The organism is Phycicoccus ginsengisoli, from assembly GCF_054779295.1.
Window position 1 is genome coordinate 97,561 of sequence record NZ_BAAGYN010000004.1, and the last position, 25,958, is coordinate 123,518.

General features: G+C 73.7%; 22 protein-coding genes and 1 riboswitch. Of the genes, 9 read left to right on the top strand and 13 right to left on the bottom strand.

All coding sequences use genetic code 11. The features are described from left to right. Position 1: 1 nt before the first annotated feature. From ACYVDO_RS07835 to dnaK, 3 genes are all read right to left on the bottom strand, one after another. Positions 2 to 1,015 (bottom strand): DnaJ C-terminal domain-containing protein, encoded by a 1,014-nt coding sequence (locus tag ACYVDO_RS07835; protein WP_460934476.1) that lies wholly within the window; start codon positions 1,013 to 1,015, stop codon positions 2 to 4. A 62-nt stretch (positions 1,016 to 1,077) separates the two neighbouring features. Next, a complete protein-coding gene (grpE, locus tag ACYVDO_RS07840) occupies positions 1,078 to 1,722 on the bottom strand; it encodes a nucleotide exchange factor GrpE (RefSeq protein ID WP_460934478.1) in 645 nt (214 codons plus the stop codon). Then, the gene (gene dnaK / locus ACYVDO_RS07845; RefSeq protein WP_460934480.1) at positions 1,719 to 3,617 is read right to left on the bottom strand and encodes a molecular chaperone DnaK; all 1,899 of its coding nucleotides are present in this window, start codon (positions 3,615 to 3,617) and stop codon (positions 1,719 to 1,721) included. The genes grpE and dnaK overlap by 4 nt, the downstream gene beginning before the upstream one ends. 285 nt (positions 3,618 to 3,902) lie before the next feature. Here dnaK and ACYVDO_RS07850 point away from each other — a divergent pair, with 285 nt between their 5' ends. The 6 genes from ACYVDO_RS07850 to ACYVDO_RS07875 all read left to right on the top strand — a co-directional run bounded on the left by ACYVDO_RS07850 (position 3,903) and on the right by ACYVDO_RS07875 (position 8,556). Then, complete coding sequence (locus ACYVDO_RS07850; RefSeq protein WP_460934482.1) at positions 3,903 to 4,571, top strand: class I SAM-dependent methyltransferase; 669 nt, start codon at positions 3,903 to 3,905, stop codon at positions 4,569 to 4,571. A 138-nt stretch (positions 4,572 to 4,709) separates the two neighbouring features. Beyond that, complete coding sequence (locus tag ACYVDO_RS07855) at positions 4,710 to 4,850, top strand: hypothetical protein (protein ID WP_460934484.1); 141 nt, start codon at positions 4,710 to 4,712, stop codon at positions 4,848 to 4,850. A gap of 53 nt (positions 4,851 to 4,903) precedes the next feature. Further along, a complete protein-coding gene (locus tag ACYVDO_RS07860; protein WP_460934485.1) occupies positions 4,904 to 5,299 on the top strand; it encodes a DUF488 domain-containing protein in 396 nt (131 codons plus the stop codon). A gap of 134 nt (positions 5,300 to 5,433) precedes the next feature. After that, the gene (locus ACYVDO_RS07865) at positions 5,434 to 6,075 is read left to right on the top strand and encodes a DNA-3-methyladenine glycosylase family protein (protein ID WP_460934487.1); all 642 of its coding nucleotides are present in this window, start codon (positions 5,434 to 5,436) and stop codon (positions 6,073 to 6,075) included. 92 nt (positions 6,076 to 6,167) lie between these two features. Then, positions 6,168 to 7,610, top strand: coding sequence for an HNH endonuclease signature motif containing protein (locus tag ACYVDO_RS07870; RefSeq protein ID WP_460934490.1), 1,443 nt, complete (start codon positions 6,168 to 6,170; stop codon positions 7,608 to 7,610). 373 nt (positions 7,611 to 7,983) lie between these two features. Next, on the top strand, positions 7,984 to 8,556 hold the full coding sequence (locus ACYVDO_RS07875; RefSeq protein ID WP_460934492.1) for a dihydrofolate reductase family protein: 573 nt from the start codon (positions 7,984 to 7,986) through the stop codon (positions 8,554 to 8,556). On the opposite strand, the gene ACYVDO_RS07880 is transcribed toward ACYVDO_RS07875, so the two are convergent. The 4 genes from ACYVDO_RS07880 to mmsA form a co-directional block, all read right to left on the bottom strand. Beyond that, positions 8,553 to 9,611, bottom strand: coding sequence for a GDSL-type esterase/lipase family protein (locus tag ACYVDO_RS07880; protein ID WP_460934494.1), 1,059 nt, complete (start codon positions 9,609 to 9,611; stop codon positions 8,553 to 8,555). The two genes, ACYVDO_RS07875 and ACYVDO_RS07880, sit on opposite strands and share 4 nt — an antisense overlap. A 117-nt stretch (positions 9,612 to 9,728) precedes the next feature. Then, a complete protein-coding gene (locus ACYVDO_RS07885) occupies positions 9,729 to 10,823 on the bottom strand; it encodes a substrate-binding domain-containing protein (RefSeq protein WP_460934496.1) in 1,095 nt (364 codons plus the stop codon). A gap of 71 nt (positions 10,824 to 10,894) precedes the next feature. Then, a complete protein-coding gene (mmsB, locus tag ACYVDO_RS07890; protein WP_460934498.1) occupies positions 10,895 to 12,145 on the bottom strand; it encodes a multiple monosaccharide ABC transporter permease in 1,251 nt (416 codons plus the stop codon). A 119-nt stretch (positions 12,146 to 12,264) separates the two neighbouring features. After that, entirely contained in the window at positions 12,265 to 13,872 is a 1,608-nt protein-coding gene (mmsA, locus tag ACYVDO_RS07895; protein WP_460935042.1) for a multiple monosaccharide ABC transporter ATP-binding protein, read from the bottom strand. 197 nt (positions 13,873 to 14,069) lie between these two features. Between mmsA and ACYVDO_RS07900 the strand changes: the two genes are divergently transcribed. Next, positions 14,070 to 15,074 carry a LacI family DNA-binding transcriptional regulator gene (locus tag ACYVDO_RS07900; protein WP_460934500.1) on the top strand — a complete coding sequence of 335 codons (1,005 nt, stop codon included), beginning with the start codon at positions 14,070 to 14,072 and terminating at the stop codon, positions 15,072 to 15,074. 145 nt (positions 15,075 to 15,219) lie between these two features. Here the strand turns inward: ACYVDO_RS07900 and ACYVDO_RS07905 are convergent, their stop codons facing one another. From ACYVDO_RS07905 to ACYVDO_RS07915, 3 genes are all read right to left on the bottom strand, one after another. Next, on the bottom strand, positions 15,220 to 17,307 hold the full coding sequence (locus tag ACYVDO_RS07905; protein ID WP_460934502.1) for an elongation factor G-like protein EF-G2: 2,088 nt from the start codon (positions 17,305 to 17,307) through the stop codon (positions 15,220 to 15,222). A gap of 42 nt (positions 17,308 to 17,349) precedes the next feature. Beyond that, entirely contained in the window at positions 17,350 to 19,566 is a 2,217-nt protein-coding gene (locus ACYVDO_RS07910; RefSeq protein ID WP_460934504.1) for an ATP-binding cassette domain-containing protein, read from the bottom strand. 205 nt (positions 19,567 to 19,771) lie between these two features. Then, the gene (locus ACYVDO_RS07915; RefSeq protein ID WP_460934506.1) at positions 19,772 to 20,452 is read right to left on the bottom strand and encodes an ECF transporter S component; all 681 of its coding nucleotides are present in this window, start codon (positions 20,450 to 20,452) and stop codon (positions 19,772 to 19,774) included. Between the two features lie 81 nt (positions 20,453 to 20,533). After that, a riboswitch (TPP riboswitch) is annotated at positions 20,534 to 20,636 on the bottom strand. Between the two features lie 70 nt (positions 20,637 to 20,706). On the opposite strand from ACYVDO_RS07915, the gene ACYVDO_RS07920 reads away from it, so the two are divergent. Beyond that, on the top strand, positions 20,707 to 20,985 hold the full coding sequence (locus ACYVDO_RS07920) for a DUF4235 domain-containing protein (protein ID WP_460934508.1): 279 nt from the start codon (positions 20,707 to 20,709) through the stop codon (positions 20,983 to 20,985). A gap of 28 nt (positions 20,986 to 21,013) precedes the next feature. Here the strand turns inward: ACYVDO_RS07920 and hutI are convergent, their stop codons facing one another. From hutI to ACYVDO_RS07935, 3 genes are read right to left on the bottom strand one after another with little or no spacing between them, the layout of a single operon-like run. Further along, positions 21,014 to 22,204: an imidazolonepropionase gene (gene hutI / locus ACYVDO_RS07925; RefSeq protein ID WP_460934510.1), complete on the bottom strand. Its 1,191-nt coding sequence runs from the start codon at positions 22,202 to 22,204 to the stop codon at positions 21,014 to 21,016. Continuing rightward, entirely contained in the window at positions 22,201 to 23,526 is a 1,326-nt protein-coding gene (locus ACYVDO_RS07930) for a formimidoylglutamate deiminase (RefSeq protein WP_460934512.1), read from the bottom strand. Before ACYVDO_RS07930 ends, hutI begins: the two co-directional genes overlap by 4 nt. Next, positions 23,523 to 24,716, bottom strand: coding sequence for an allantoate amidohydrolase (locus ACYVDO_RS07935; protein ID WP_460935044.1), 1,194 nt, complete (start codon positions 24,714 to 24,716; stop codon positions 23,523 to 23,525). Before ACYVDO_RS07935 ends, ACYVDO_RS07930 begins: the two co-directional genes overlap by 4 nt. Positions 24,717 to 24,924: 208 nt before the next feature. Between ACYVDO_RS07935 and ACYVDO_RS07940 the strand changes: the two genes are divergently transcribed. Then, positions 24,925 to 25,911, top strand: a complete 987-nt coding sequence (locus ACYVDO_RS07940) for a LacI family DNA-binding transcriptional regulator (RefSeq protein WP_460934514.1) — start codon at positions 24,925 to 24,927, stop codon at positions 25,909 to 25,911. The last annotated feature ends 47 nt before the right edge of the window (positions 25,912 to 25,958 follow it).

The following is a 25,958-nucleotide window of genomic DNA, read 5'->3' on the forward strand; positions in this document are numbered from 1 at the left end:
CTCACCGCCGGGCCTTCTCGAACAGCTCCGCCCGCGGGTCGTGCCCGCCGTCGAGCTCGCGCAGCGTCTCCACGGCGGCCTTCGCCTCGTCGGAGAGCCGCTGCGGCACCACGATCGCGACCTTGGCCATGAGGTCGCCGGGGGCGTCCTTGCGCTGCACCCCGCGGCCCTTGACCCGCAGGACGCGACCGCTCGGCGTCCCGGGCGCGATCCGCACCTTGACCGGGTCGCCCTCGAGGGTCGGGACCGACACCGTGGCACCCAGGGCGGCCTCGGCGAAGGTCACCGGCAGCTCCACCGTGAGGTTGTCGCCGTCCCGGCCGAAGACCGGGTGCTTCTCCACCGTGATGGTGAGGATGAGGTCGCCGGCCGGCGCGCCGGAGTCCCCCGGCTGGCCCTTGCCGCGCAGCCGGATCTTCTGGCCGTCCTTGACCCCGGCGGGGATCCGGGTGGTGATCTGGTCGCCACCCGAGGTGCCCAGGGTCACCGTGGCACCGGAGACCGCGTCGCGGAAGGACAGCGTGGTGCGCGCGGTGAGGTCCGCACCCTTGCGCGGGCCGGTGGGGGCACGGAAACCCGCACCCCCGCCGTAGGCCGGGCGGCCCCCGAACATCCCGCCGAGGATGTCCTCGAGGTCGGGCTGGCCGCCCCCGCCGGTGGAGTACCGGACGCGGGTGCCACCTCCCGGGCCTCCGCCGCCGAACATCGAGGAGAAGATGTCCTCGAAGCCGCCGTTGGTGGCACCGCCCGGACCACCGGCCGTGAAGCGGGCCCCGCCGCGTGCCATCTGCCGGATGGCGTCGTACTCACGGCGCTTCTCGGGGTCGGAGAGCACGGAGTGCGCCTCGCCTACGTCCTTGAAGCGCTGCTCGGCCGCGGCGTCCCCCTGGTTCTGGTCGGGGTGGTGCTTGCGGGCGAGCTTGCGGTAGGCCTTCTTGATCGCCGCCTCGTCCGCGTCCTGGGGGACGCCGAGGATCGCGTAGAAGTCCTTCTCGAACCAGTCCTGGCTGGCCATGGCGTCCTCCTCTCAGCGGGACGGGGTGGGGAGTCGTGCGTCGGTCCCGGCCCGGAGCCGGGTCACTCGGGGTCGGCGACCGCGACGCGGGCCGCCCGCAGGACCTGCTCGCCGGCGCGGTAGCCGGCCTGCAGCACCTGCACCACAGTCGTCGAGTCGCCCTGGACGGAGCCGTCCGCGGGCCACGCCGTGTGCATGAGCGCCTCGTGCTGGTTGGGGTCGAACTCCTCCCCCACCGCGCCGTAGCGCTCGAGGCCGAACTTGCCGAGCGTGGTCTCGAGCTTGTCGGCGATCTTGGCGAACGGGCCGTCGGCGAGGTCCCCGTGCTCGCGCGCACCGGAGATGTCGTCGAGCACCGGCAGCAGCGTCTCGAGCACGTCGCGGACGGCGCGCTCCTGCACGACCGCGCGGTCGCGGTCGACCCGGCGCTTGTAGTTGACGTACTCCGCCTGCAGGCGCTGCAGGTCGGTCAGCCGCTCGGCCGCCAGCGCGGTGTCCGGGTGGACCTGCGACCCCGGCTGCCCGGCGGCAGCCGGCTGGGCACCGGACTGCCACTCGCCGGTCACGGTGTCGTGGGACGGCTGCTGGTCCGCGACGGCGGCCTGCTCCGCGGCCGCCGCCTCGGCGGTGGTGGGCTCGAACTCCTCCGAGCCCACCATCGCCTCGGCTCCGTCGGGCTGGTCGGCCGTCGGGGTGTGGTCGGTCACTTCTTCTCCTCGTCGTCCTCGACGACCTCGGCGTCGACGACGTCCTCGTCGGAGGCACCGGCACCGCCCGCGGCGGCACCCTCACCGGAGGCCGCACCCTCGGACCCGGCGGAGGCGTCGGCAGCCGAGGCCGCGGCATACATCGCGGTGCCCATCTTCTGGGACTCCTCCGAGAGCTTGCTGCTCTTGGCGGAGATGTCCTCGGCACTCGCGCCGGACTCGGGCTTGAGGGCCTCCTTGAGGTCCGCCAGCGCCTCGTCGACCGGCTTGCGCTGGTCGTCCTGGAGCTTGTCGGCGTTGTCGGTGAGGAACTTCTCGGTGGAGTAGACGAGGTTCTCCGCGGTGTTGCGGGCCTCGGTCTCCTCGCGGCGCTTCTTGTCCTCGGCCGCGTGCTCCTCGGCCTCCTTGACCATCCGCTCGATGTCCTCCTTGGGGAGGGCCGAGCCGCCGGAGATCGTGATCTTCTGCTCCTGGCCGGTGCCCCGGTCCTTGGCGGAGACGTTCACGATGCCGTTGGCGTCGATGTCGAAGGTGACCTCGATCTGCGGCACGCCGCGCGGGGCCGGCGCGATGCCGGTCAGCTCGAAGGTGCCGAGGGCCTTGTTGTGCTGCGCGATCTCGCGCTCGCCCTGGAAGACCTGGATGAGCACGCTCGGCTGGTTGTCCTCGGCGGTCGAGAACACCTCGGAACGCTTGGTCGGGATCGCGGTGTTGCGCTCGATCAGCTTGGTGAACAGGCCGCCCTTGGTCTCGATGCCGAGGGACAGCGGCGTGACGTCGATGAGCAGGACGTCCTTGCGCTCGCCCTTGAGGACACCGGCCTGCAGGGACGCGCCCACGGCGACGACCTCGTCCGGGTTGACGCCCTTGTTGGGCTCCTTGCCACCGGTGAGCTCCTTGACCAGCGAGCTCACGGCCGGCATGCGGGTCGAGCCGCCGACGAGGACCACGTGGTCGATGTCGCCCACCGAGATGCCGGCGTCCTTGATGACGTTCGCGAACGGCTGGCGGGTGCGGTCGAGCAGGTCCTTGGTCATCTGCTCGAACTGGGCACGGGTGATCGTCTCCTCGAGGTGGATCGGCCCGTTCTCCGACATCGAGAGGTACTGCAGCGACACGGAGGTCGAGGTCGAGGAGGACAGCTCCTTCTTGGCCTGCTCCGCCGCGTCCCGCAGGCGCTGCATGGCGATCTTGTCCTTGGCGAGGTCGACGCCCGAGGTGTTCTTCACGACGGTCAGCAGGTGGTTCACGATGCGCTCGTCCCAGTCGTCGCCACCGAGCTGGTTGTCACCCGAGGTCGCGCGGACCTGGATCGTGGAGAACCCGTCCTCGGGGTCCTTGCCGACCTCGAGGAGGGACACGTCGAAGGTGCCGCCACCGAGGTCGAAGACGAGGATGAGCTCGTCCTCCTTGCCCTTGTCGAGGCCGTACGCGAGGGCCGCGGCGGTGGGCTCGTTGATGATGCGCAGGACGTTGAGGCCCGCGATCTCACCGGCCTCCTTGGTGGCCTGGCGCTCGTGGTCGTCAAAGTACGCGGGGACGGTGATGACGGCGTCGGTCACGTCCTCACCGAGGTAGGACTCGGCGTCGCGCTTGAGCTTCTGCAGGATGCGCGCGGAGATCTCCTGCGCGGTGTACTGCTTGCCGTCGATCTCGGCCGACTTCCAGTCGGTGCCGATGTGCCGCTTGACCGACCGGATGGTGCGGTCCACGTTGGTGACGGCCTGGCGCTTGGCGATCTCGCCGACGAGGACCTCGCCGCCCTTGGAGAACGCGACGACGGACGGGGTCGTGCGACCACCCTCCGCGTTGGCGATGATGGTCGGCTCCCCGCCCTCGAGGACGGCGACAGCCGAGTTGGTGGTACCGAGGTCGATGCCGACCGCACGTGCCATGGGAGTTTCTCCTGCTTTGCTCGGGGATGGTGCTGGGTTGAGTTGTCTTCGCTCAAGTTAGGAGCCGGTATGCCGCGTGGCAAATCGGGGCGTCCGAACTTGCGCTCACCTGACTCAACTTCGGCAGGGCCGCGGATGTTCCCCGGCGGGCGGGCTCGCGCGGACTGGGGTTCCCCGGCGGGCGGGTGCGCGCGGACTGGTCCGGCCGGCCGGCCCGTCCCATCGGAGCTCGGCGGGTGGGGCTCGGGCGAGGGCATGGGAGGGTGGGGCATGGGAGGGTGGGGCATGGCCCGGACCGGCGACTCCTCCACGGACCTGAGCCGACCCGTCTTCAGCCGGCTGTACGCGCGGGCGAGCGAGCGGATCGAGCCGGCGGGCATGGGTGACCTGCGCCGCGCGCTGCTCGCGCCGGTGGCCGGCTGGGTGGTCGAGGTCGGGTGCGGCAACGGCCTGAACTTCGCCCACTACCCGGCGGCGGTCACCGAGGTCGTCGGCGTCGAGCCCGAGCCGCGCCTGCGCGGGCTGGCCGAGCAACGGGCCGCGGAGGTCTCCCGGCCCGAGCGGCCGGTGACCGTGCTGCCCGGGCGGGCCGAGGCACTGCCCCTCCCCGACGCGAGCATGGACGCGGCGGTCCTGTGCCTCGTCCTGTGCTCGGTGGCCGACCTGCACGGCGCCGTGGCCGAGGTGGCCAGGGTGCTGCGGCCCGGTGGCACCGTGCGGTTCCTCGAGCACACGGTCGCGGAGGGGGCGGGCCAGCGGCGGCTCCAACGGCTCGTGGACGCGACCGTCTGGCCGCTGCTCGTCGGGGGCTGCCACACCTCTCGCGACCAGGTCGCCGAGCTCGAGGCGGCGGGGTTCGAGGTGACGGCGATACGGCGGTTCCGCTTCCCCGACCCGGGCCCCACGACACCCGCCACGCCGCACGTCCTCGGCGAGGCGCGACGGCCCGGCTGACGCAGCCCCTCGGCCCCGGTCCCCGGCCCCCTCACTGCGAGACCGTCCTGCCCGCCAGCCCCCCACCACCCCGGCAGCCCGGCGCGCCCGCGAACGGGGTCGCGACGGGTGTCGGTGGGCGGCCCTAGCGTTCGGGACATGGCAGAGCAGCGTTCGCGTCACCTGCGGGTGGTCCGGGCCCCGCAGGCACCCGACGTCCGCGACACCCCCGACCGCAGCGACTACTGGGCCCAGGTCCAGGCCCTGCGCGAGCAGCGCCGGCGCCTGCGCGCCGGCTGACGCGCTCCCCTCCCGGTGAGGGCGAGCGGGCGGCCGGTGGCACAGTGGTGGGCATGGCACTGCGAGTCGTACGCCTGGGGTCGCCGCGGCACGATCGCGAGGGCCTGCGTATCGGGACGGTGCGCCGGCCGCCGCGCGGCGTGCCGAAGTCCGAGTTCGCCAGCCACGACTGGTACGACGTCTGGCTGCCCGAGCTCTCGCCCAGCGCGGCGCTCGTGACGCGCGCCCTGGCGGCCGGAACCGACCGCGAGTGGGCGGCCTTCGTCCGTGCCTACCGGCGCGAGATGGCCCAGCCGGCCGCACGGCACCTCATCGACCTGCTGGCTGCCTCGTCGCACCGCACCGACCTCGCGGTCGGCTGCTACTGCGAGGACGAGTCCCGCTGCCACCGCGCGGTGCTGCGGGAGCTGCTCGTCGACGCGGGGGCAGAGCTCGCGTCCGACGACTGACACTGACCCACCCCGCGGTCGGCACCTCGCGCCCGGGGCCGGGAGAGCCCGCACCCGACCACGGAGCCGGACGCGCCGTCCGTCGGCACCTCGTGCCCGGGCGCCGTGCGCGGGGGGTCGGGTACCGTCGCCCGGTGGACGACTGCCTCTTCCGGCGCACCGTCGAGGAGCTCACCGCTTCCGACGAGCACCTCGCCGCCCTGGTCGAGGCGCACGGCGTGCCGACGCTGTGGCTGCGGCCCGCCGGGTTCCCCAGCCTCGTCCTGTTCATCCTCGAGCAGCAGGTGTCCCTCGCGAGCGCGGCCGCGGCCTACACGAGGGTCCTGGACCGGGTCGGGGTCATGACCCCCGCCGCCGTCCTGGCAGCGACGCCCGAGGAGCTTCGGCTCGACGGGGTCTCGCGCCAGAAGGACCGCTACCTGCGCACGCTGGCGACCGCGGTGCTCACCCGGCGGCTCGACCTCGACGGGCTCGCGAGCCGTGACGACGACGCCGTCCGCCGCGAGCTGACGACGCTGCCCGGCATCGGCCGGTGGACGGCCGATGTGTACCTGCTCGCGTGCCTGGGCCGGCCCGACCTGTGGCCGGTGGGCGACCGCGCCCTGCAGGTGGCCACCGCGGAGGCACTGGGCCTCGAGGCGGTCCCCGGGCCCGCCGAGCTCGAGGACCTCGGCGACCGCTGGCGGCCACACCGCTCGACGGCCGCGCGGCTGCTGTGGCACGGCTACCTCGACCGGCGGGGCCGGGTCGAGACGCCGGTGACCGTCCTGGGCTGAGCCCGCCTGCTGCGCCGATCCCTTTGCGTGGCAAGGGATTGCCCACGGGCAGTGTCAGTGGTCGCCGCTAGGTTGGGTGCATGTCAGGGGGCATGACACTTCTCCAGCGCCGGCAGGCGCTCGAGCACGCGTGCGCGGCCCTCGACGGGATCGGTGAGGAGCTCTGGGCCGCGCAGGGGGTGGACCTCGGGCCCCTCCTGACCCTCGTCGACGAGGTCGGAGCCCGGGTCGGAGCCGGTCGGGTGGCCGTGCTGGCCGAGGCCGTCGACCGTGGCGAGGCGGCCGGCGGCACGGCCGGGGCGCAGCGATGGCTGCGCGAGCACGCCCCCTCCCTGCGGGCCGGCGGGTCGGCGCCAGTCGTGGCGGTCGTCGAGCACACCCGGCTCCCCCGCTACACCCTGCTCAAGGAGGCGGTGCTCGAGGCGCGCGTCCCGGTGGCGCACGCCGCCTGCGTCGTCGAGGAGTACGAGCGCATCGGGCACCGTCTCCACCCCGCGGCGCAGGGGCCGGTCATGGAGACGCTGGTCGGCGTCGCCGAGGAGGGCACCCGGCGCGACATCCGTGGCGTGCGGCGGCGGCTGGTCGCGCGGTACGGCCACGAGGGTGAGTTCCAGGCCGAGCAGGACCGGCTGCGCGAGCGCACCTCGCTGTCGCAACCCATGGACGACGGCACGGGCCTGTACGAGTACCGCCTCCTCGCCGACGCCGAGGGCAGGGCGGTGCTCGAGGCGGCCGTCCAAGCGCTGTCCGCACCCCGCCCCGCCGACGGGGAGCCCGACCGGCGGCCCTCCGGCCAGCGCCGGTTCGACGCACTGGTCGAGGTCGTCCGTCGTGGTGTGTCGTCGGCCGAGGGCGTGCCCACCACCCCCAAGGCCGAGCTCTACGTCACCATGGACCTGGCCGACCTGACCGCCCGGGTCGGGGCCGGCACGGTCTTCGGTTCCGGCGACGTGGGCGAGCTGCTCGGGCCCGAGACGGTCCGTCGCCTCGCGTGCGACGCGGGGCTCGTCCCGGCTGTCCTCGGGTCTTCGGGCGAGGTCGTCGACCTCGGGCGGCGGCACCGGTTCTTCAGCAGCGCCCAGACGCGCGCGCTGTGGCTGCGCGACGGGCGCTGCTCCTTCCCGGACTGCTCGGTGCCGGCGTCGTGGTGCGACGCCCACCACCTCTGGCACTGGGTCGACGGCGGCCCGAGCGACCTCGACCATGCCGCCCTGCTGTGCGGCCGGCACCACACCGTCGTCCACGTCAAGGGTTTCCACGGCACGGTGCGCGCCGGGCACGTCGACTGGGACCTCACGCCCGGCGCCTACGACCACTGGCTCGCGCAGCAGCGGGCCCGTGCCGCCGACGCCCTCGTGGCGGCGGCCCAGGACGAATCCGGGTTCGACGCGGGGTCGGGGGCCAAGGAGCCGCCGCAGGCCCAAGCCAGGGCCCAGGCGGAGTGCGCGTCCGCGCTGCGTCCACGGCTCTTCGACGAGTGGGGCCAGGTCGCGACGGCGGCGGGCGAGCCGGTCTCCCCGCCCTGGCGACCATGACCTCGCTTCGCACCCCGCCCGGCCGCGCGGGGTCGTCCGGCTGCCGCGACGCGAGCCGCTCGGGCGCACCACGGCGATGGGGGAGGTATCCCGCGCCGCCGGGCGAGTCGGCACCGGACCCGGGCAAGGGCGGCGGCGGTACGTCCCGACGCCGGTCGAGTCGGCACCGTAGCCAGGCCGATGTCCCCGGTATGCCGCGAGGCCGGTCGAGTCGGCGCCGCAGCCGGGCGGTACCCCGCGCCCCCACCCCGCCACCCCCCTTCCCCCGGGGCCTGTCGACGGGAAGGATCAGCGGTGGCGCCGACGCTGTGGGTGGCGCGGCGGCCGAGCTGGAGGCCCGGCCGGGGGCACGCGAGGGGCGAGGAGGTGGGACATGAGCGGCAAGGTGGTCGTGAACCGGTGCATGTCGCTGGACGGGTTCATCGCCGGACCGGGGGACTCCATGGACTGGGGTGGCGGCCGGGCCCTGGCCGACTTCGTCGAGGCCGACGACATGGCCCGCATCGCCGCCGCCACGGGCGCGATGCTCGTCGGCCGGCGGACGTGGGACGTGGGGGCCCGGATGCGGGAGGAGGACCCGGGCGCCGTGGACTACCCGTTCACGGGTCCGATGTTCGTCCTGACGCACCGGCCGCTGGAGACCCCGGCGCCCGGGGTCACAGTCGTCGCCGGTGACATCCGTCCCGCCGTCGCGGCTGCCCTCGACGCAGCGGATGGCAAGGACGTCGAGGTCCTCGGCGCCGACACGGCGGGCCAGTGCCTTCAGCACGGCCTGGTGGACGAGGTCCTCGTCTACGTGCTGCCGGTGCTGCTCGCTGACGGGATCAGGTTCTCCTCGCCGGCCACTCCCCACACCGACCTCGAGCCCCTCGACAGCCGGCGCTCGGCCGATGCCACCATCCTGCGTTTCCGGGTCCGCACGCCCTCGGGCGGCGCGGGCGCCTAACGCGTGAGGGGCGCGAGGAATGCCTGCAGGGAATGCCCCCAGGCGGCCTGGCCGAGGGCGTTCGGGTGGAACACGTCGGAGAGGTCGGCTCCGGGGGTCTGGAATCCGGTGAAGAACGGCTCCGCGGCGCGGCCGGTGGTCGTGCCCGGCGATGAGCCGGAGGTCGCCGCGGACCGGCCGGGACTGCCGGCAGGCGTCGAGGCGCCGAGCTCGTGCCCCGCGAACACGCGCAGGGCCGAGGTGTCGAAGTAGGTGCGGGCGCCGCTGCCCCCGGGCGCGCCGGCCCGGACCGCCGCGACGACGCGCTCCTGCATGGCGACGCCCTCGGTACCGAGCGCGCGGAGGTTCGCGTTGGCGTCGTACCCGCCCTGCTGGACGAACGGGTGGTCCGGTGCCAGCAACGGGTAAGCGCGCAGCACGAGCACGGCATCGGGCCGCATCCTGGACCGGACCTGCAGCAGGGCGGAGACCAGGTGGGCCTGGACGGTGGGGAGCAGGCTGCGCGCGCGGGCGACGGCATCCGCGCAGCCGCGGGGCCGCGAGCCGGTGGCGAGCAGGAAGCACTGGGTGACGAGGTCGCCGAAACCGATGTCGTTGCCGCCCATGGTCAGGACCACGACGTCGGCGTGGCGGTCCACCGCCGACTCCTGCGGCGGTCGGCCGGCCCGGTCCGGGGCGACGAGGTCGGAGACCACGGCACCACTGCACGAGGCGTCGACGACCTGCGCACCCACGGCATCGGCATACCGGTGCACGGCGCTGGCCCCGCTGCGGTAGCACGGGCCCGTCCGGCCACCGCCCCCGTTGCCGGCCGAGTAGGAGTCACCGAGCACCACCACGGTGCCCACGCCAGGGCGGCTGGTCGGGCTCGGCGCTTGCCGGCCCGCCGTCGTCACCGGAGCTCCGGAGCCCGTCGTCGCGCCCGCCCGTGCGGTCGTCGAGGGCGCGGAGGCGCCACCGCCCGTGTCGCCGGCCCGCGTGACGGCCACCGCTGCGCCGCCGGCGACCACGACGGCGAGCACGGCAGCGAGCGCTCCTGCGCGCGTACGTCGCACGGGGCACCTCCTGGGGACGAGGGGCAGTGACCACCCGGGCACGACGCTACGTGATCGCGCGGACGGGCCCGGCCACCCGCAGGGGTGACCGGGCCCGTCGTCGACGAGTGCCCGAGGTCAGCCGGTGACCTTGGACAGGGTCGGGTCGTTGGCGTACGCCTCCTTGGCGTTGTCCTTGGTCACGATGAGCGGCGGGAGCAGCTCGGCCGGGACCACCTTGACGCCGTTGTTGTACGACTTGGTGTCGTTGATCTTCGGCTGGTCACCCTTCTGGATGGCCTGGATCATCTCGATCGTGGCCTTGACCAGGTTGCGGGTGTCCTTGTTGATCGTCGAGTACTGCTCGCCGGCCATGATCGACTTGACCGACTCCACCTCGGAGTCCTGCCCGGTGACGATCGGGATGGGCTTGCCGGCGGCCTTCACCGAGGTGATGATCGCGCGGGCCAGGGTGTCGTTCGGCGACAGGACGCCGTCGATCGCGGTCGAGGTGTAGTTCGCGGACAGCAGGGTGTCCATGCGCTTCTGCGCGTTCTCGGCCTTCCAGCCCTGGGTGACGACCTGGTTGAAGCTGGTCTGGCCCGAGACGACCTTGAGGGTGCCGTCGGCGATCTTCGGCTTGAGCACGCTCATCGCGCCGTCGAAGAACACCTGCGCGTTCGCGTCGTCGGGTGATCCGGCGAACAGCTCGATGTTGTACGGGCCGTTGGCCTTCTTCTTCTTCATGCCGTCGAGCAGGGCGTTGCCCTGGAGCACACCGACCTTGAAGTTGTCGTAGGCGACGTAGTAGTCGACCGCGTCGGTGTTCTTGAGGAGGCGGTCGTAGGCGATGACGGTCGCGCCCGAGTCCTTGGCGGCCTTGACCTGGGTGCCGAGCTGCGAGCCGTCGATCGCGCCGACGACGATGACCTTGGCGCCCTTGGTGACCATGGACTGGATCTGGTTCTGCTGCTCGGTCACACCGCCGTTGGCGAACTGCACGTCGGCCTTGAAGCCGGCTGCGGCGAGGTCGGTCTTGAACAGGTTCTCCGCGAGGACCCAGTTCTCGGAGGTCTTCTGCGGGAGGGAGACACCGATGAGGGCGTCCTTGGGGAACTTGTCGGAACCCCCGCCGGAGCTGCTGGAACCCGAGCCGCTGTCGGACCGGCCACATCCGGCCAGTGCCATGGCGGCGACGGCGGTGACCGCCATCACCTTGGTGAGAGATCGCATACGGATCATGTTTCCTTTTCTGTGAGTTGCATGGGAGTGCCGGGGTCGAGGTCCACCAGCGACGACTGGAGTCACGCCTCCTGGCCGACCTTCTCCCCTGTGCCCTCGGTGGCTCGGCCTCCGAAGTTCTTCATGAGCATGCCGGTGATCGACCGGCGCCCCTGGCTCTTGTTGTAGACGTCGAACGCGACGGCGATGAGCAGCACCATGCCCTTGTAGATCTGGGTCTGGTCGGCGCCGACGCCGAGCAGCTGCAGGCCGTTGTTGAGGACGGCCATGACGAGGCCACCGATGACCGACCCCACGACGGTGCCGACGCCGCCGCTGACCGCCGCGCCACCGATGAAGACGGCGGCGATGACGTCGAGCTCCCAGCCCACGCCGTCGAACGGGCCGGAGGCGTTGGAGCGGGCCACGAACATCATGCCGCCGAGCGCGGCGAGGATCGACATGTTCATCATGACGAGGAAGTTGATCCGGCGGCTGCGCACCCCGGACAGCTCGGCCGCGTGCCGGTTGCCACCGACGGCGTAGACGTGGCGGCCCACGATGGTGCGCGTCGAGATGAAGCCGTAGAGCAGCACCAGCAGGCCGAGGATGAGGGCCGACACGGGCAGCGACGTGCCCTTGCGCCCGGAGGCCATGAGCATCGACGCGGCCAGGATCGCGACGCAGATGAGCGCCGGACGGACCCAGACGAACCAGCCGGACTCGACCGCGACGCCGATCTTGCGCTGGTTGCGGCGGTTGCGCACCATCCCGGCGACGATCGCCACGCACAGCAGCACGCCGAGCAGGAGGGTGAGGTTGTTGTAGCCGGTGTCCGGGCCGACCTCGGGCAGGTAGCCGGCGCCGATGACCTGGAAGTCGTTGGGCACGGGGACGGTGTTGGAGTGCCCGACGAACTGGTTCGCGCCGCGGAAGATGAGCATGCCGGCGAGGGTCACGATGAACGCGGGGATGCCGACGACGGAGACCCAGAAGCCCTGCCACGCCCCGACGACCGCGCCGATGACCAGGCCGAGCACGATGCCGAGCCACCAAGGGATGCCCCAGTCGCGCATCGCGATCGCCACGACGATGCCGGCGAACGCGGCGACGGACCCGACCGACAGGTCGATGTGGCCGGCGATGATGACCAGCACCATCCCGATCGCCATCACCAGGATGTAGCTGTTGCCCTGGAAGATGTTGATGACGTTCTCGGGCTTGAGGGTCAGCCCGCCGGTGAGGATCTGGAAGAGCACGATCAGCGCCACGAGGGCGAAGATCATGCCGAACTGGCGGGTGTCACCGCCGAAGATCTGCTTCAGCTTTTCCATGGGCGTCTCGCGGTCCTCGCTGGTCGGGGGTGGGGCGGGGGTGGTACTGGTGGGTGGGCCGGCTGGGCCTGGGGCCGGGCGCTCGGTGCCGCGCCGACGACCGCTGCGGTCAGAGCGGGTCAGCCCGCTGCTGCCCGGGTGCCCGAGTCGGCACCGGCCGGCTCGGGGTGCAACTCGTCGTCCGCGACGTCGGGGGCGCGCTGCGACTCGGGGGTGTGCATGGAACTGGTGACCGTCATGAGCCGCATCAGCGACTCCTGGTCGGCCTGGCCGCGCTCGAGGACACCGGTGATCCGGCCCTCGCAGATCGTGTAGATGCGGTCCGAGAGACCCAGCAGCTCGGGCAGCTCGGAGGAGACGACGATGACGCCCTTCCCCTCGTCGGCGAGCCGCTGGATGATGCCGTAGATCTCGAACTTGGCGCCGACGTCGATGCCTCGGGTCGGCTCGTCGAGGATGAGCAGCTCGGGGTCGGTGAACAGCCACTTGGCCAGCACGACCTTCTGCTGGTTGCCGCCGGAGAGCTTGGCCACGCCGTACTCCACCGACGGGGTCTTGGTGCGCAGGGCGACGCGGTACTCCTCCGCCGCCTTGTGCTCGGCCCGGCGGTCGACGACGAAGTGGCTCGCGATCTTCTTCAGCTTCGCGGACACCGTCGTGGTCTTGATGTCGTCGAGCAGGTTGAGCCCGAGCACCTTGCGGTCCTCGGTGACGTAGGCGATGCCCGCGTCGATCGCGGCGGGCACGCTGCGCAGCCGGACCTCCTTGCCGTTGAGCACCATCGTGCCCTTGACGAAGGTGCCGTAACTGTGGCCGAAGATGGAGCGCATCAGCTCGGTGCGCCCCGACCCCATCAGGCCGGCGAACCCGACGATCTCGCCCTTGCGGACGAAGAAGTCCGAGCCCTTGGCGACGAGCCGGTCCGGCACGCTCGGGTGGGCGACGGTCCAGTCCCGCACCTCGAAGAAGGTCTCGCCGATGTGGGGGGTGTGCTCGGGGAAGCGGGACTCCAGCGAGCGGCCGACCATGCCGCGGATGATGCGGTCCTCGTCGACGGCGCCCGCACGGACGTCGAGCGTCTCGACCGTCTGCCCGTCGCGGATGATCGTGATCGCGTCGGCGATCGCCTCGATCTCGTTGAGCTTGTGGCTGATCATGATGCAGGTGATGCCGCGCTGCTGCAGGCCGCGGATGAGGTCGAGCAGGTGGCGCGAGTCGTCCTCGTTGAGCGCCGCGGTCGGCTCGTCGAGGATGAGGAGCTTGACCTCCTTGCTCAGCGCCTTGGCGATCTCGACCAGCTGCTGCTTGCCGACGCCGAGGTTCTTGATCGGCGTCTCGGGGTCCTCCTGCAGGCCGACCCGGGCGAGCAGCTCGCGGGCGCGGTTGTTCGTGGAGACCCAGTCGATGACGCCGTTGTGGGTGGTCTCGTTGCCCAGGAAGATGTTCTCGGCGATCGACAGCTCGGGGATGAGCGCGAGCTCCTGGTGGATGATCACGATGCCGGCGTGCTCGGAGTCGCGGATGCTCGCGAACTCGACGGGCTTGCCGTCGAAGACGATCTGGCCCTCGTAGCTGCCGTGGGGGTGAACCCCGGACAGGACCTTCATCAGGGTCGACTTGCCCGCGCCGTTCTCGCCGCAGATCGCGTGGACGTCGCCACGGCGCACCGAGAGCGTGACGTCGGAGAGCGCCTTCACACCGGGAAATGTCTTGGTGATCCCGGTCATCTCCAGGATCGTCCCACCGTCGCTCACGCTGCCTCCTCGCCGAGGTTGTGGCGCTGGTCCTCGGGCCGCGCCGCCGTCACTTGACAACGTTGTCAGAGGGGAGTTTTAGTCAGCACGCCGACACGAGTCAACTCCCAGCCCCAAAGAGAGTCGAGACCGTGACAAGGATGTCCGATTGGCCCCGACCTCGCGCGACCATGCGAGACGTCGCGGCCGTGGCAGGCGTGAGCGTCAAGACCGTCTCGCGTGTGGTCAACGACGAGCCCGCCGTGTCCCCGGACGTGGCGGAGCGGGTGCAGCACGCGGTACGGCAGCTCGGCTACCGGCACGACCTCGTGGCCAGCAACCTGCGCCGCACGGTGCGCCGGCCGTCGACCGTGGCGGCGATGCTGCAGGACCTGGGCAACCCGTACTCGGCGAGCGTCCTGCGTGCCCTCGAGCTGGCCGCGCACGAACGCGACGTGGCCGTCGTCGCGTCGAGCCTGGACGAGGAGCCGGAGCGCGAGCGCCGGCTGGTCGAGGGGCTCGTGCGCCGGCGGGTGGACGGCCTGGTCCTCATGCCGGCGACGACCCACCAGGACTACCTGCTGCCCGACCTCCACGCCGGCCTCGTCACCGTCTTCGTCGACCGCCGCCCGAACGGCGTCGACGTGGACTCGGTGGCGGTCGACGCGGCCCGGGGTGCCGGGATGGCGGCCGACCACCTGCTCGCCGTCGGCCACCGCAGGATCGCCTACCTGGGCGACCTGCCCCGGATCCAGACCGCCTCCGCGCGGCGTGCCGGCTTCCTCGGCGCGCTCGAGCGGAAGGGGGTGGAGCAGGACCCCCACCTCGTCGTGACCTCACTGCGCACCTCGGACGACACGACGCGCGCCCTGCTCGGGCTGCTCGACCTCGACGACCCCCCGACGGCCGTCTTCGCCGCCCGCAACACCATCGCCGCGGGGGCGGTCCGGGCGCTGCGTGAGCGCGGGGCGTCGCACACCACCGCGCTGGTCGGGTTCGACGACTTCCCCCTCGCCGACCTGCTCGACCCACCCCTCACGGTCGTGGCACAGGACGTCGAGCGGGTCGGTGCCGAGGCGGCGCGGCTGCTGTTCGCCCGGCTCGGCGGCGACACGTCACCACCGAGCCACGTGGACATCGAGCCGGTCCTGGTGGCCCGGGGCTCGGGCGAGGTCGCGCCCCCTCACCGGAGCTGACCGGCACCGCCGGTCGGGCGCGGTACTGCAGGTCGGGTGCGGCACGGCAGGTCGGGTGCGGCACGGCAGGTCGGGCGCGGGACCGCCTACTCGCCGGCGCGACCTGCCGGGCCAACGCGAAACCGCAGGTACGACGCGGAACCGCCTACTCGCCGGCGCTGACCTGCCGGGCGAGCGCCGGCGGCATGTAGTCGTAGCGCACGAACCGGCGGGTGAAGCTGCCGGTGCCGTGGCTGACCGACCGCAGGTCGACGGGGTAGCGCGAGAGCTCGTGCGCGGGCACCTCCGCCAGGATGACGGTCCGGCCCTCGACGTCGCAGGGCTCGGTGCCGTGGACCTGGCCCCGGCGTCCGCGCAGGTCGGCCAGGACGCTGCCGACCGCGTCGTCGGAGACCTCGATCCGTACGGCGTCGACCGGCTCGAGCATGGCGACGGTCGAGTCGTTGGCGGCCTCGCGCAGGGCCATCCCGGCCGCCGTCTGGAACGCCATGTCGGAGGAGTCGACCGAGTGCGCCTTGCCGTCGGTGAGCGTGATCCGCACGTCGACGACGGGGTACCCGGCGAGGACCCCCCGCTCGAGCTGGGCGCGGGCGCCCTTCTCCACCGAGGGGATGTACTGGCGCGGCACCGCGCCACCGACGACCTTGTCCACGAACTCGATCCCGGCCCCCCGGTCGAGCGGCTCGATCACCAGGTGGCAGACGGCGTACTGCCCGTGCCCGCCGGACTGCTTGACCAGGCGTCCCTGCACCTCGGTCCGGTGCACGAACGTCTCGCGCAGGGAGGTCCGCACCGGCTCGGCCTCGACGGCGACGTGGTAGCGGGACTCCAGGGTCGCGATGAGCTGGTCGACGTGGGCCGGGCCCATCGCCCAGATGACGAGCTGGTGCGTCTCGGCGTTGTGCTCCAACCGCATGGTCACGTCCTCGGCGACCAGCCGCTGGAGCGCGGTGGCGAGCTTGTCCTCGTCGCCCTTGGAGCGGGCGTGGATGGCCACCGGCAGCAGCGGCGTGGGCAGAACCCACGGCTCCACCAGGGCCGGCTTCTCCTTGCGGGACAGGGTGTCCGTGGTCTCGGCGCCCGACAGCTTGGAGACCACCACGACCTCACCGGCCATGGCCGAGCCGACCGGCCGGGTGTCGTCACCGACCGGTGCCAACAGCGGTCCGACGCGCTCGTCATCGGTGTCGTGGTCGGCGTGCTCGTCGACGAGGTGGGCGGCGAACTGCTGCAGGTGCCCGGAGATGTGGAGCGGCTCGTCCGGGCGCAGCGTGCCGGAGAACACCCGGACGAGGGACTGCCGGCCGACGAACGGGTCGGTCGTGGTGCGCACCACCTCGGCCACGAGCGGGCCGTCGGGGTCGCAGGTCACCGGGCCGAAGTCGCCGCCGGCGGGGGTGTAGACCCTGGGCACGGCCGCGCCGACCGGGGAGGGGAAGCCCTTCTCGAACAGCTCCAGCAGAGCCTCGACCCCGACTCCCGTGGGCGCGTGGGTGGGGATGATCGGGAAGAACCTCGCCGTCGCCACGGCGAGGCGCAGGTCGGCCGACACCGAGTCGACGTCGACCTCCTCGCCGCCGAGGTAGCGGTCGAGCAGCCCCTCGTCCTCGGACTCCTCGATCACGGACTCGATGAGGTCGCCCCGCTGGGCGTCGATCAGCTCGCCCTCGTCCGCCGTGGGCACCCGGTCCTCGGGTGTGCCCCCCGTGTGGTCGGTCACCGTGCGCCGCAACAGGTTCAGCAGCCCCACCACCGACCCGTCCTGCACGAGGGGCAGCGCCAGGGGCTCGGCGTCCCCGAAGGCGCGCTGGACCGCGTCGACCGTGGCGTCGAAGTCCGCCCGCGCCTGCTCGAGGCGGGTCACGGCCACGGCACGCGGCATACCGAGCACGTCGCACTCGCGCCACAGCATGCGGGTGGCCTCGTCGACGCCGTCGGCGGCGGACACGACGAAGAGGGCTGCGTCGGCGGCGCGCAGGCCGGCCCGCACGTCGCCGACGAAGTCCGGGTGCCCGGGGGTGTCGAGCAGGGTCACCGTGACCGCGCCGGGCAGGGTCGCGGCGGCCAGGGCGAGGGTCGCACCACCCCCTTCACGAGAGCGGCGGCCCGGTATCCGGGCCGCCACCACACCGTCGAACAGCGCCGTCTTGCCGGCGCCGCTCGCCCCCACCACCACGACGTTGCGGATGTCCGCGGGCGACGCTGGCCCGCCGACGTCTTCAGGACGGTTCATGCAGTCACCTTCCTCCGGCCGCGCGCCCGGCACAAGGGTCCGTCAGCCGAGGATCGCGACACCCAGGGGCAGGAGCGCGGCGAGGACCAGCAGCGTGTCGGCGCGGGTCCAGGAGGCGGGCGCCGCCCAGGTCCGGCGCTGCGCGGTGGCGAACCCGCGGGCGTCCATGGCGACGGCCAGGTCGGCCGCCGTCTGCAGCGAGCGCACGAGGATGCCGGTGGTCAGCGCCCAGAGCTCGGCCAGCACCGAGCTGGGTGACCGGGCACTGGCGCCGAGCCCGCGCACCCTGCGGGCGCGGGCGATCTCGGCCCAGGTGTCGCCGAACGTGTGCACGCGCTGGAGCGCTGCCGCGACGGCCACGACGGGGCGCGCGGGCAGGCGCAGCCGCTGGCCGAGGTGGTCGCCGAGGGCGTCGGCGTCGACCCAGCGGACGAGCACCGCCGACGGCAGGACGATGACGACCACCCGCAGGGCGGCGGTCACCGCGACGTCGAGGTGGTGGCCGCCGAGCAGCCAGGTGGACCAGCCGACGGACAGCGCACCCACGAGCCCCGGCAGCAGGCGCACGAGGACGGCGCGGGTCCGCCCCCGGGGGGCCGCGCCGAGGCCCGGCGCCGACAGGCCTACGACCGCCAGCAGCACCTGCACGGCGACGACCGCGAGGCTGGTGGTCCAGTGCGGCGAGACGATCCCCGCCGGCACGGCGAGCGCGGCGGCGCCGAGGAGGGCGAGCGGCCCGCAGCGGGCGACGAGGGGGCGGCGGGGGGTGGGCGGCTCCGGGGGCTGGGCGGGCCGCTCGATCGTCGTCGTGCGGTCGGCGCGGGCCACGACCGCGTCGTCGTGCGTCGTGAGGACGACGGCCGTGCCGGCGTCGCGCAGCGCCTCGACCACACCCAGCACCGCCGCCCAGGTCAGCCGGTCCTGCCCCACCGTCGCCTCGTCGGCGAGCAGGACCGCGGGCTGGTGGGTCGCCGCGGCGGCCATGGCCAGCCGGCGCTGCTCGCCCCCGGAGAGGTGACGTGGGTCGGCCTGCTCGAGGTGGGCCAGGCCCAGGGCGCCGAGCAGGACCCGCGCCCGGGCGAGCGCCTCGCTCTCGACCAGCCCGACCGCACGGCTGGTGGCCATCACCTCGTCGAGGACGGTGTGGGCGACCACGGTGGAGGCGGCCCACTGCGGCACCCAGGCGAAGACCCGCGCCAGCCCGGTGGTCGACCAGCGGGCCGGGTCGGGCGGGTGGGCACCGGCGAGGTCGGGGTGGACCCGGACCTCGCCGGCGTCGCGGTCCAGCAGGCCCGCGAGGGCCAGCAGGAGAGTCGACTTGCCCGAGCCCGACGGCCCGACGAGGGCGTGCAGCTGCCCCGTGCGGGCCGTGAACGCCTGGTCCCGCAGCGCCACGCTGCGCCGGGTGGAGCCGTCGAGGCGCCGGACCGCGCGCTCGACCGTCACGTCGGTCGCGGCGAGTGCCGCGAGGTTGGCACCGGTGGTGGTTGCGGCGAAGGTGCCGGCGGGTATGCCGCGTGGCTCGGGGTCGGGGGCTCCGGGCACCCAGATCCCCTGTGCCGCAAGGGAAACGCCGTGCTGGTCCAGCACGTCCGACGGCACGCCGTCGGCGACGACCCCGCCGTCGTCGGCGAGCACGACGAGGCGGTCGACGAGGTCGAGCCAGGGGCCGAGCCGGTGCTCGACCACCACCGTGGTCAACGACCGGGCGCGCACGACCTCGGCCACGCTGGCCCGCACCGAGGCTGCATTGCGGGGGTCGAGCATGGCGGTCGGCTCATCGAGCAGCAGCAGGGTGGGTTCGAGGGCGAGGGCGCCGGCGAGGGCGAGGCGCTGGGTCTCGCCGCCGGAGAGCGCGTGCGTCGGGGTGTCCTGCGGCATGGTGAGCCCGACCGCGGCAAGGGCGGCGGAGACGCGCGCGGGCATCTGGTCGGGGGGCAGGGCGACGTTCTCGAGGCCGAAGGCGACGTCGCGGCCGACGGTCGCCGAGGCCACGCCGGCGCCCGGCTCCTGCAGGACGAGTCCGACGGTCCCGGCCCGGGTGCCCGGGTCGGCGCCGTCGACGTGCACGGTGCCCGTGCGCTCACCGGAGTCGGCGACCTCGAGCACCCCGGCCAGGGCACGCAGGACCGTCGACTTGCCCGACCCGCTCGGGCCGACGAGCAGGACCCGCTGCCCTGCGGGGATGGTGAGGTCGAGCCCGGGGATGACCGGCTCCCGCCGCCCGTACGGACGCCAGGTGAGGCCCCGGACCTCCACGTGGCCGCGCGCGGCGTCGCGACCGGGTCCGGGCCCGGGCCCCGGGTCGGGGCCGGGGGCGGGCTCGTGCGCCGGGGCGGGCTCGTGCGCCGGGGCGGGCTCGTGCGCCGGGGCGTGGCCCGGGGTGGGGTCGTGCGTCGGCGCAGCGCCGTGCCCGGGCAGCGGGCCAGGGGTCCGGCCGCTGCCCGGGTCGACGGCGGTGACGTCAGACAGCGCGGTGCTCCCGCGCCTCCTGCCCCGGTGGGAACGCGTTCAGCGCCCCGGCCGTGGCCAGCCCGCGCGTGACCAGCCACCCGAGGCCGCCGGCGATGACCGCACCGGCGGCGGCGAGGATGACGCCGTAGGCGATCTTGTAGCCCCAGTTCCAGTCGGTCCAGTAGACGAACCACTCGTAGACCGCCTCGAGCGGCGCCGACAGGGCACCGGCCAGCAGCGCCGCGCCGAGGCCGAACGCGGCATACCCGAGGATGAGGAAGGCGACCTCCGTGCCCAGGCCCTGGAGGATCCCTGAGACGAGGGTGGTGACGCCCCACTTGGTGCCGGGGAGCATCGAGACGAGGGCCGCCACAACCTCGCAGAGCAGGGCCGAGCCCGGGCGGCGGACGACCAGGCCGCCGACGACGCCGGCCATGAGCCAGGGTGCGCCGGTGATGCCCTGCAGGGGCGGGAAGGCGTTGCCCAGCAGGTCGGCCGGCGCCTGGTAGGCCAGGCCCCAGCCCCAGTAGGCGATGCCGAACGCGGCGCCGAGGAAGGCGATCGTCAGCAGGTCGACCGTGCGCCAGCTCGTGAGCGGGGCGGTCGCGCGGATGCTGCCGCGGCGGCCAGCGGTGGTGGTGCCGGTACCGGACGCCGTGGTGGCGCCGGAGGGGGTGTTGGTGGTGCTCATGTGTCATCTCCCGTGGAATCCGTGGATACCTCGGGGGAGGCTCCAGCCGGGAGGTCGCACCGGGGCGCGGCCGCCCGACAGGTGCCTGAGAACTCGACTCCCTACGCCGGTGCGAACCGGATCAGGTGTGAGGGTCTGCGGTTGCCCGCACTCTCAGCGCTTGCGCGCTCCCCTGTCGTTGCCAGACCGACGATACTCCACCGTCTGTGGCAGGGTGGAACCGCAGGTCACCAGTTGTCTGGAAGGCGGAGCTGATGGGAACCATGGTCTGGCGGGTCCTCGGTACGGGCGGAGCCGTCCTCGCGGGCGTCCTCGCCAGCAAGCTGGTCACCGTGGTGTGGAAGAAGGCCGGCCGGGACGCGGTGCTCGACCCCCGTGACCCGCGCACGCCCACGCGCGACGCCATCCTGTTCGCGGCCCTCACCGGCCTCGCCGTCGGCGCGGCGAAGACGCTCGCCACCCGCAAGGCCGCGCAGTACTACGAGAAGTCCGCCGGTCACCTGCCCAAGCCCATGCAGCACGGCGACGCCTGAGCGGCTCAGGACACGACGCCTGGCCGGCTCAGGACACCTCGAGCGCCCGGGCGATCGGCACGCCGGCGCGGTAGGACAGGTGCACGTGTGACGGGGCGTCGAGCACCGTCAGGTCGGCCCTGGCGCCGACCACGATGCGGCCGATGTCGGTGCGCCGCAGGGACGCCGCCGAGCCGGCCGTCGCGGCGAGCACGGCCTGGCCCGGGGTCAGCCCCATCTCGCGCACGGCGAGGGCGATGACGAACGGCATCGAGCTCGAGTAGCACGTGCCCGGGTTGCAGTCCGTCGCGAGGGCGATGCTCACGCCGGCGCGCAGCAGCGCCGCGGCATCGGGGTACGGCGAGCGGGTCGAGAACTCCACGCCCGGCAGCAGGGTCGCCACCGTCGTGTCCGCGGCACCGGCGAGGGCCTCGACGTCGGCGTCCGACAGGTAGGTGCAGTGGTCGACGCTGGCCGCCCCCAGCTCGACCGCGAGCTGCACGCCGGGCCCGTGGCCGAGCTGGTTGCCGTGCACCCGCAGCCCGAGGCCGGCGTCCCGACCAGCGAGGAGCACGGCCCGCGCCTCGTCGGCGGTGAACGCGTGGGCCGACTGCGGCTCGCAGAAGACGTCGACCCAGCGCGCGTGCGGGGCGGCCGCCTCGAGCATGGGGCCGGTGACGAGCTCGAGGTATGCCGCGCGGTCCGCGGCGTACTCGGCCGGCACCACGTGCGCACCGAGGAATGTCGTCTCCGGCGTGACCTCGGCGGCCAGCCTCAGGGCCCGGGCCTCGTCCTCGACCGTCAGGCCGTAGCCGCTCTTGACCTCGACCGTCGTCGTGCCCTGGGCGCGCATCTCCGCGACCCGCGCGCGCAGCAGCCGGCGCAGCTCGTCGTCGCTCGCCGCCCGGGTCGCGGCCACCGACACCCCGATCCCGCCGCCGTCGTAGGGCGTCCCGGACATCCGGGCGCTGAACTCCGCGCCGCGATCGCCGGCGAAGACCAGGTGGGCGTGCGAGTCGACGAAGCCCGGCAGGACCGCCCTGCCCCCGACGTCCACCACACGGTCGGCGGACGGCGCGGACGCGGCCGGGCCCACCCACGCGACGAGCCCCGCCTCGACCACGACTGCAGCGTCGGTGCGCAGCCCGAGGCCGTCCGGCCCGGTGCCGTCGCAGGTGACGAGCTCCCCGATCCCGGTGACCAGGGTGCTGCCCCCGACCCCCTCGGCCGGGCTGCTCACCGGTGCTCCCGCACGGCCGACAGCGACGACCCGAGCATCCGGGCCACGTCGCCGAGCCGGTGCTGGCCGCCCTCGACGACGACCCGGCCGCCGACGACGACGGTGTCGACGTCCGGGCGCGAGGCGGAGTAGAGGACCTGACCCGGCTTGGACCCGACCGTGCCGACGGTGTCGAGCCGGACCGCCACGAGGTCGGCCAGCGCCCCGGCCTCGAGCCGTCCCCCGTCGGGCCAGCCCAGGCAGTCGTAGCCGCGCGCCGAGGCGATGTCGAGCAGGTCGTCCGGGGCGAACCGGCCGCGCTCGTTGCTCGCCAGCCGCTCGTGCATCTCCAGGCCGCGCGCCTCCTCGAACGGGTCGATGACGGCGTGCTGGTCCGACCCCAGCGACAGCCGGGCCCCGGCCTCCGCGAGCGCGCGGGCCGGCCCGATGCCGTCGGCGAGGTCGCGCTCGGTCGTGGGGCAGAAGCAGGCCGTGGCCCGGGCGGCGCCGAGCGCCTTGACGTCGTCGTCGGTCAGGTGGGTGGCGTGGACGGCGGTGAACCGGTCGTCGAGCAGCCCGGCCTCGGCGAGCAGCTCGGTGGGGGTGGCGCCGTAGTGCATCGAGGTCGCGAGGTTCTCCCCGGGCTGCTCGCTGACGTGGGCATGGACGACCCGTCCGCGGGCGAGCTCGGCCATCGGCCGAAGCTGGTCCCGCGGCACGGCACGCACCGAGTGGACCGCGGCGCCGGCCCGGGTCGTCGTGTCGTCCGCGAGACCGGCCACGCGCGCCGCCCACGCGTCGACGTCGCCGTCGGAGAAGCGCCGCTGCACGTCGTCGAGCGGCAGGTGGCCGTCCCCGGTCAGCCCGCCCGTGAGGTAGCAGGTGTCGAGCAGGGTCAGCCGCACCCCGGCCTCCCGGGCCGCCTCGACCAGGGCGTGGCCCATCGCGTTGGGGTCGGCGTAGGGGCGCCCGTCGACGTCGTGGTGCAGGTAGTGGAACTCGCCCACGACCGTCAGGCCGGCCAGCGCCATCTCGGCGTACACGGCCCGGGCGAGCTCGAAGTAGGTGTCGGGGTCGAGGCGGCGCGTCACGGCATACATCTGGTCGCGCCAGGTCCAGAAGTTGCCGCCGTCCGCGTGCGTGCGGCCGCGCAGCGCGCGGTGGAAGGCGTGGCTGTGCGCGTTGGCGAGGCCGGGCAGGACCACCCCGGGCAGGCGCACGTCACCGTCGCGGGGCCGGGTGCGCGGGGTGAGGGCGGTGAACCGGCCGCCGTCCTCCTCGATGCGCACGTCGTGGGCCAGCCCCGACGGCAGCCAGGCGTGCTCGGCCCACCACGTCGTCATGCGGCGTCCCCGGCGAGGTCCTCGAGGACGGCCGCGAGCGCGGCGACGCCCTCGAGGCAGTCGGACAGCTCGGCGTGCTCGGCGGGCGAGTGCGAGACGCCGGTCGGGTTGCGGACGAAGAGCATGGTCGAGGGGATGCCGGCGTTGGCGAGGATGCCCGCGTCGTGCCCGGCGCCCGTGCCGAGGACCGGTATGCCGCCGAGCCGGGTCTGCAGCCGCGCGGTGAGCCCGGCGTCGAAGACGGTGGCGGGGGTCCAGGACTCCTCGGCGACCTCGCCGCCGGACTGCTCGACGATGGAGCGGATGTCCGCGACGGCCCGGCGGACGGCGCGCGGGCTGGAGCCGCGGGCGTCGAGCCAGCCGGTCACCCGGCTCGGGATGGCGTTGACCCCGCCGGGGGTGACCGCGACCTTGCCGACGGTGGCGACGCAGCCGTGGGTGATGGCGGCCTCGCGGGTGGCGAGGACCGCTGCGGCGTACCCGAGCATCGCGTCGTGGCGGTCCTCGAGCCGGGTCGTGCCGGCGTGGTTGGCCTCGCCGCCGAAGTCCATCCGCCAGCGCCCGTGCGGCCAGATGTCCGAGCCGACCGCGACGGGGTGGCCCAGGTCGACCAGGCCGCGGCCCTGCTCGACGTGCAGCTCGACGAACTGGCCGACGCGGGCGAGGGTGTGCTCGTCGCGACCGATGCCGTGCGGGTCGCGGCCGGCCCGCTGCAGGGCCTCGGCCATCGAGACGCCGTCGGCGTCGCGCAGGCTGCGCGCACGACGCGCCGTCATGGCGCCGGTGATGACCCGTGAGCCCGCGCAGGCGACCCCGAACCGGGCCCCCTCCTCGTCGACGAAGTTCACCACGCCGATCGGGCGCGACGGCTGGAAACCCCTGTCCTGCAAGGCGTCGACCGCAGCGAGGGCGCTGACCACTCCCAACGGCCCGTCGAAGGCACCGCCGTCCGGCACGCTGTCGAGGTGCGAGCCGGTGACGACGCCCTTGCGGCCGCGCCTGGCCGCCTCGTCCGGGTCGCCCCACCACGCCCACTGGTTGCCCATGCGGTCCTCGGTGAGGTCCAGGCCGCGTTCGGCGCACTCGCCTGCGAACCACTCCCGCAGGTCGGAGTCGTCGCGCGTCCAGGCGAACCGGCGGTAGCCCCCCGACCCGCCGGCGCGGCCGACGGGCTCCAGGGCAGACCACATCGACTCGAAGCTCACGCAGGTCCTTCCTCGGGAGTACGGGCTCTGCTGCCTGGTTGGAGGTCCCAGGTCGGGACCAGACCATTCCACACCACCGCGGGCACGCGCACCGGGGGTCGGCGCCGGGGATGTGTCTCGGATGGCAGACCCCGGACGGGGACGCGGACGCTCACTAGGCTGGCCGCAGGACGGGCACGAGCAGGAGGTTCCGGTGGGCAGCGTGACCAGTGCGGACGTCGCACGCGACAGTGGCGTCTCGCGGACGACGGTCAGCTACGTCCTCAACGACACCCCGGGCGTCCGCGTCTCCGACGAGACCCGGGCGCGCGTCCGCGCGTCGGCGGACCGGTTGGGGTACCACCCGTCCGTCGCCGCCCGGACCCTGCGCACCGGGCGCAGCGACCTCGTCCTCTACGTCCTGCCGGACTGGCCGCTCGGCCCGGCGGTGGACTCGCTGCTGGACCGCCTGGCCGGGGAGCTCGCCGAGCGCGGGCTGACCCTGCTCCTGCACCACGCGCGGTCCGGGCGTCCCCTGCACGAGCTGTGGCGCACCGTGACACCGCGCGCCGTCGTCGGGCTCCAGGGGTTCAGCGAGCAGGACCGGGAAGCCATGCGCCGGGCCGGGATCCACGTCATCGCCGCAGCCATCTCCGGCGACGTGCCGGACGTGTTCGCGGCCACCCAGCAGCGGATCGGCCGGCTCCAGGCGGACCACCTCCTCGAGCGCGGCCACACCGCCATCGGGTATGCCGGGCCCACGGACCCGCGCGTCCGGGCCTTCGCGGACCTGCGGCTCGCCGGGGTCCGGGCCGCCTGCGCCGGAGCCGGGCTCCCGGAGCCGGTCGTCGTCCCCGTCGAGCTGACGGCCGAGGCGGCCGGGGCTGCGGTCCGGACGTGGCGCGGCGGGGACGGGCCCGCCGTCACGGGCGTCGCGGCATACAACGACGACGTGGCCCTCGCGGTCCTGGCCGGTGCGCGGGCTGAGGGCGTCGCGTGCCCCGGCGAGCTGGCCGTCGTCGGGGTCGACGACATCCCCGCTGCCCGGTTCGCGGTGCCGGCGCTGACCACCGTCTCCCAGTCGCTCGAGCGGCAGGCCGAGCACCTCGCCTCCGCGGTCGTCGCCGCCCTGGACGGCGGCGCGCCCGACGGCCGACCCCCGCGCGACACCTTGGAGCTGGTGGTGCGGGGGTCGACCTGAGGTCGGGGCCGGCACGGGACCGGGGTGGATCCGGCCCGCGCCCACCC